At 62.9% G+C, this 5,332-nt stretch carries 6 protein-coding genes; 2 read left to right on the plus strand and 4 right to left on the minus strand.

What is annotated here, in order from left to right:
* Nucleotides 1–297 precede the first annotated feature (297 nt).
* Both EN993_RS30650 and EN993_RS30655 read left to right on the plus strand, forming a co-directional pair.
* On the plus strand, nt 298–1,443 hold the full coding sequence (locus EN993_RS30650; RefSeq protein ID WP_164757915.1) for an alpha-hydroxy acid oxidase: 1,146 nt from the start codon (nt 298–300) through the stop codon (nt 1,441–1,443).
* Between the two features lie 9 nt (nt 1,444–1,452).
* Complete coding sequence (locus EN993_RS30655) at nt 1,453–1,998, plus strand: adenine phosphoribosyltransferase (RefSeq protein WP_109659749.1); 546 nt, start codon at nt 1,453–1,455, stop codon at nt 1,996–1,998.
* A 49-nt stretch (nt 1,999–2,047) separates the two neighbouring features.
* On the opposite strand, the gene EN993_RS30660 is transcribed toward EN993_RS30655, so the two are convergent.
* From EN993_RS30660 to ychF, 4 genes are all read right to left on the minus strand, one after another.
* Nucleotides 2,048–2,518 (minus strand): MaoC family dehydratase, encoded by a 471-nt coding sequence (locus EN993_RS30660; protein WP_127265639.1) that lies wholly within the window; start codon nt 2,516–2,518, stop codon nt 2,048–2,050.
* Nucleotides 2,515–2,991, minus strand: a complete 477-nt coding sequence (locus tag EN993_RS30665) for a MaoC family dehydratase (RefSeq protein ID WP_127265640.1) — start codon at nt 2,989–2,991, stop codon at nt 2,515–2,517. Before EN993_RS30665 ends, EN993_RS30660 begins: the two co-directional genes overlap by 4 nt.
* Nucleotides 2,992–3,118: 127 nt before the next feature.
* Nucleotides 3,119–4,093, minus strand: a complete 975-nt coding sequence (gene corA, locus EN993_RS30670; protein ID WP_127265641.1) for a magnesium/cobalt transporter CorA — start codon at nt 4,091–4,093, stop codon at nt 3,119–3,121.
* A gap of 230 nt (nt 4,094–4,323) precedes the next feature.
* The coding region (gene ychF, locus EN993_RS30675) for a redox-regulated ATPase YchF (protein WP_127265642.1) at nt 4,324–5,332 on the minus strand (1,009 nt) is incomplete at its 5' end.

Genomic DNA, 5,332 nt, shown 5'->3' on the forward strand with positions numbered 1-5,332 from the left:
GTCCGATATCGAGATGGGCAGGATTTCCGGCAGCGTCATTGCCGCGGTCCTGCTCAACCGGGACGACTTCAAGGCCGAATATGAGGTGGCCAGGGCCGAGCTTCGGTCCGATCTCGGCATGTAAATTTTCGTCAGTCGGGTTTCGACGGAAAGGGGCGCTTCAGGCGCTCCTTTTTTGTTCATGCCCTTGCTTAGGCGGAAGTTCGGCAATTAGTCCGTTGGCATAGCGGCATCAGGTTGATATTCGCATCAAACGGCGCGAGAGGCTTGTCGTGCCATAGCCTTTGGAATCGGATGATGCGGCTCAGCGACTGTCACAATTTTTCGGACTTCCGCCGCATGGCGCAGCAGCGGCTGCCGGGGCCGATCTTCAATTACATCGACGGCGCGGCGGACGATGAGGTCACCTATCGTCGCAACACCGAAAGCTTCGAGACCTGCGACCTGGTTCCCAACGTGCTGCGCGGAGTGAGCGAGGTCGACATGTCGGTGACGGTCATGGGCCAGAAGCTGGCGATGCCGTTCTATTGCTCGCCGACCGCCTTGCAACGCCTGTTCCACCATCAGGGCGAGCGCGCGGTCGCTAAAGCCGCGGCCAAATACGGCACCATGTTCGGCGTCTCCTCGCTTGGTACCGTCAGCCTTGAGGAAGCGCGCAAGATCAGCAGCAGCCCGCAGGTCTATCAGTTCTATTTCCATCGGGATCGCGGCCTCAACCGGGCGATGATGCAGCGGGCAAAGGCGGTTGGCGTCGAGGTGATGATGCTGACCGTCGACAGCATCACCGGGGGAAACCGCGAAAGCGACAAACGCACCGGCTTCGCCATTCCCTTCAAGCTCAATCTGACCGGAATGCTGCAGTTTGCGCTCAAGCCGGCCTGGGCGATCAACTATTTCACCCACGAGGGGTTCAAGTTGCCCCAGCTCGACGAGCATGTCGACATGGGCGGCGGCACGATGTCGATCAGCCGCTACTTCACCGAGATGCTCGACCCGTCGATGACGTGGGACGACGTCGCCGAGATGGTCAAGCTTTGGGCGGGTCCGTTCTGCCTCAAGGGCGTCATGTCGGTGGAGGATGCCAAACGCGCGGTTGACATCGGCTGCAGCGGCATTGTGCTGTCGAACCATGGCGGCCGGCAACTGGATGGCTCGCGGGCGGCGTTCGACCAGCTTGCCGAGATCGTCGATGCGGTCGGTGACAGGATAGACGTCATCATGGATGGCGGCGTGCAGCGCGGCACCCACGTGCTGAAGGCGCTGTCGCTCGGTGCCAAGGCCGTCGGCGTCGGCCGCTACTATCTGTTCCCGCTCGCGGCGGCCGGCCAGCCCGGCGTCGAACGGGCGCTTGAGCAGATGCGGGTTGAGATCGAACGTGGCATGAAGCTGATGGGCTGCAGTTCGATCGAACAATTGTCGCGCAACAACCTCCGTTTCAGGTAATCTCGAACCATGAAATCCTCGCTCGAAGACACGCTGCTTGCCGCGATTCGCACCATTCCGGACTATCCCAAGCCCGGCATCCTGTTTCGCGACATCACCACGCTGCTCGGCAATGCGCGCGCGTTTCGCCGCGCCATCGACGAGCTTGTGCATCCCTATGCCGGCCAGAAGATCGACAAGATAGCCGGCATCGAGGCGCGCGGCTTCATCCTTGGCGGCGCCGTCGCCCATCAGCTCTCGGCCGGTTTCGTGCCGATCCGCAAGAAGGGCAAGCTGCCTTTCGAGACGGTGCGAGTCGCCTACAGCCTGGAATACGGGTTGGACGAGATGGAGATGCACAAGGACGGCGTTGCTCCGGGCGAGAAGGTGATCCTGGTCGACGATTTGATTGCCACCGGCGGCACCGCGGAAGCCGCGGTCAAGCTGCTGCGCCAGATCGGCGCCGATATCCTCGCCGCCTGCTTCGTCATCGACCTGCCGGACCTCGGCGGCCGCGCCAAGCTCGAAGCGCTCGGCGTACCGGTGCGGACGCTGATTGGCTTTGAGGGGCATTGAGGAGCGCTTTTTCCTTCTCCCACAGGGGAGAAGGTAAGAAGCGCCGGCGCTACTCAGCCTTCACCAGCACGGCGCTCTCGAACTCCAGCACCTTGTCGCCGGTCGAATCGAAAGCATCGGCGCGCAGCGCCAGCAGCCGCCAGCCGGGGCGCGAGGCGATCGGGCGGTGCGACAGTGCGGTGCGTGTGAAGGTGATGGTTTGCCCGGCATGGACCGGCTTCAGCCATTTCAGGTTCTTGAAACCGGGCGAGGGGCCGAATTCCGGCACCGGCCCGGGGCCGCTCCACGCAGCAATCTCGGCGTCCATGCGGTTTTCGAGATTGAGTTTCATCCAGGTTGCAGCGGTGTGCCAACCGGATGCGCAGAGGCCGCCGAGCACGCTCTTCTTTGCGGCCTCCTCGTCGACATGGAGGATTTGCGGGTCGTATTTGCGGGCGAAGGCCTTGATCGCCTCGGGCTCGAATGTGTGCGAGCCGAGCGTGACGGTGATGCCGATGCGGAAGAACTCGTCCAAGGTCATGATGGGGTCCCCGCGGCATCGCGCGTGAGAAACATGACCGAATTCTCGAGCTCGAAGACGCTTTCGCCACGCTGGTTGAACAGCTCGCTGCGCATAGTGACGAAGCCGAGTTGCGGCTTCGATTTGGACAGGCGCTTGGCAACAACCACCAGCGTGCCGGTGAGCTGGTCGCCGGCCAGGACCGGCTTCTTCCATTTGACCTGATCGACGCCGGGCGCGCCCTGGCAGGTGGAGTCCAAAAGGAACGCATCGCAGAGCATGCGCATGAACATGGCACAGGTGTGCCAGCCCGACGCCGCCAGCCCGCCGAGGATGCTGGCCTTGCCGGCTTCCTCGTCGAGATGCATTGGCTGCGGGTCGAATTCTGTAGCGAATTCGACGATCTCGGCGGCGCTCACCAGCTTCGAGCCGAGGTCGAGCGACGCGCCCTCAACGAAATCCTCATAGGCCCATGTTTTTATCTCTGCAGTCATGGTCTGAAATCCGGCTCACGAACCTGCGATCCCTATGGATCAGGGTTTCCGGATGCAGGCCGCAGCGCATTTGGTCAAGAGATTTCTATAGCGCCACGCGGTGGCAGCACGGCCTCTGGCGGGCGGATCAGAGCCAGCCGCGGCGGCGGAAATACCAGAAGGGCAGGATCGCCGACAGCACCATCATGGCGATGGCAAAGGGATAGCCCAGCTCCCATTTCAGCTCGGGGATGATATCGAAATTCATGCCGTAGATCGAGGCGACCAGCGTCGGCGGCAGGAAGATAACGGCGGCGACCGAGAAGATCTTGATGATGGCGTTCTGCTCGATCGAGATCATGCCAAGCGTGGCGTCGAGCAGGAAGGAAATCTTCTGCGACAGGAAGGTGGCATGGTCGGCGAGGGACAGCACGTCGCGCGACAGCGTCTTGATGCGCGCCTTGGTGTCCTTGCTCATTTTGGTGCGGGTCGAGGCATGGGCGAAGAAGCCTGCCAGCCGCTGCAGTGAGATCAGGCTATCGCGGATCGAGGAGGCGATGTCTTCCTTGCGGCCGATGGCCTTCAGGAGCTCCTGGAAGTCGCGATTGCGCTTGGAAACCTTGGTCGACCGCGCCTCGAAGATGTCGCGCGAAATCGCCTCGATGTCGCGGCCGGCGCGCTCGAGGATGTCGGCGAGACGATCGACGATCGCCTCCAGCAGCCCGATCAGGATGGTGTCGCCGCTGGTGCAGCCGGTCGCCACCTTCTCGGCGCGCTGCGGAAAGGTCTTGAAGGCCTTCGGCTCGTGATAGCGCACGGTGATCAGCCTGGTGCCGGCGAGCACGAAGGTGACCGGCGACATCAGGGGATCGTCGACCTCGGTCTGGGCGGGCAGGGTGGCGGTCATGAAATAGGCGCCGTCCTCGACATAGAGGCGGCTCGAAATCTCGATCTCCTCCATTTCCTCGCGTGTCGGAATGGCAACGCCGAGCCAGCTCTCGATCGTCGCTTCCTCTTCCTTTGTTGGGTTGAGCAGGTCGGCCCAGACGATGGTCTCGCTGTTTGCCAGGAGATCGTCGACGGCGCGCAGGCGGTCATTGTCCACGACGAAGGCCTTGATCATCGCCGGGTCTCCCTTGCTGGGGCCAAAGGGTGCGTTCGGATTGACGCGTTGTGTCGGATGGCGCGGTTTCCGGCGTCAGCGCCGACCGTGCGCCTGCCGCTTAGACCTGTGGCGTGACAAAATCAAGACAAGGGGCGGTCCGGCGGATGGCCACCGGCCGCTCAGAAAGCTCGTCGAGAAAGCTTCGCAGACAGCTCGCCGGGATGTTTGGATACCCGGCCGCCGAGACGTCAGGTGTTGAACTTGAACAGCAGGATGTCGCCGTCCTGGACGACATATTCCTTGCCTTCGTCGCGGGCCTTGCCGGCTTCCTTGGCCGCCACTTCGCCACCCAGCGTGATGAAGTCGTTGTAGGCGATGGTCTGGGCGCGGATGAAGCCGCGCTCGAAATCGGTGTGGATTACTCCGGCCGCCTGCGGTGCCTTATCGCCCTTGTGCACGGTCCAGGCGCGCGTCTCCTTCGGCCCGACGGTGAAGTAGGTGATGAGGTGCAACAGCTCGTAGCCGGCGCGGATGACCTTGTTCAGGCCGGGCTCATCGAGGCCGAGCGAGGACAGGAATTCCATCTCTTCCTCATCGGAGAGCTGGGCGACTTCGGCCTCGATCGCGGCCGAGATGACGACGGTGCTGGCGCCTTGCGCCGCAGCCATCTTCTCCACGGCCTTGGTGTGCTCGTTGCCGGTGGCGGCGTCGGCTTCGGCGACGTTGCAGACGTAGAGGACCGGGTGCGAGGTCAAAAGGTTGAGCCCCTGCAGGATGCGCAGGTCTTCCGCCGAAATGCCCTTGAGCAGGACGCGGGTCGGCTTGCCGGCTTGCAGCAGTTCGAGCGCTGCCTCCATCATCGGCAGCACGGTGGTCGCTTCCTTGTCCTTGCTGCCGGCGCGCTTGCGGAATTGCACGATGCGGCGCTCGAGGCTGTCGAGGTCGGCGAGCATCAGCTCGGTTTCGACCGTCTCGGCATCGGCCACCGGGTCGATGCGGCCCTCGACATGGGTGATGTCGTCATCCTCGAAGCAGCGCAGCACATGCACGATGGCATCGACCTCGCGGATGTTGGCAAGGAACTGGTTGCCCAAGCCTTCACCCTTTGAGGCGCCGCGCACCAGGCCGGCAATGTCGACGAAGGAGATGCGGGTCGGGATGATCTCCTTCGACTTGCCGATCGCCGCGATCTTCTGCAGGCGCGGATCGGGCACCGCCACTTCGCCGGTGTTCGGTTCGATGGTGCAGAACGGATAG

The sequence above is a fragment of the Mesorhizobium sp. M7D.F.Ca.US.004.01.2.1 genome (assembly GCF_003997785.1).
Taxonomy (GTDB): Bacteria; Pseudomonadota; Alphaproteobacteria; order Rhizobiales; family Rhizobiaceae; genus Mesorhizobium; species Mesorhizobium loti.

Excerpts from the sequence above, each read along its gene's own strand:
- EN993_RS30650 (WP_164757915.1), top strand. The coding sequence starts at position 298 with ATGCGGCTCAGCGACTGTCACAATTTTTCGGACTTCCGCCGCATGGCG.
- EN993_RS30655 (WP_109659749.1), top strand. The coding sequence starts at position 1,453 with ATGAAATCCTCGCTCGAAGACACGCTGCTTGCCGCGATTCGCACCATT.
- EN993_RS30660 (WP_127265639.1), bottom strand. The coding sequence starts at position 2,518 with ATGACCTTGGACGAGTTCTTCCGCATCGGCATCACCGTCACGCTCGGC.
- EN993_RS30665 (WP_127265640.1), bottom strand. The coding sequence starts at position 2,991 with ATGACTGCAGAGATAAAAACATGGGCCTATGAGGATTTCGTTGAGGGC.
- corA (WP_127265641.1), bottom strand. The coding sequence starts at position 4,093 with ATGATCAAGGCCTTCGTCGTGGACAATGACCGCCTGCGCGCCGTCGAC.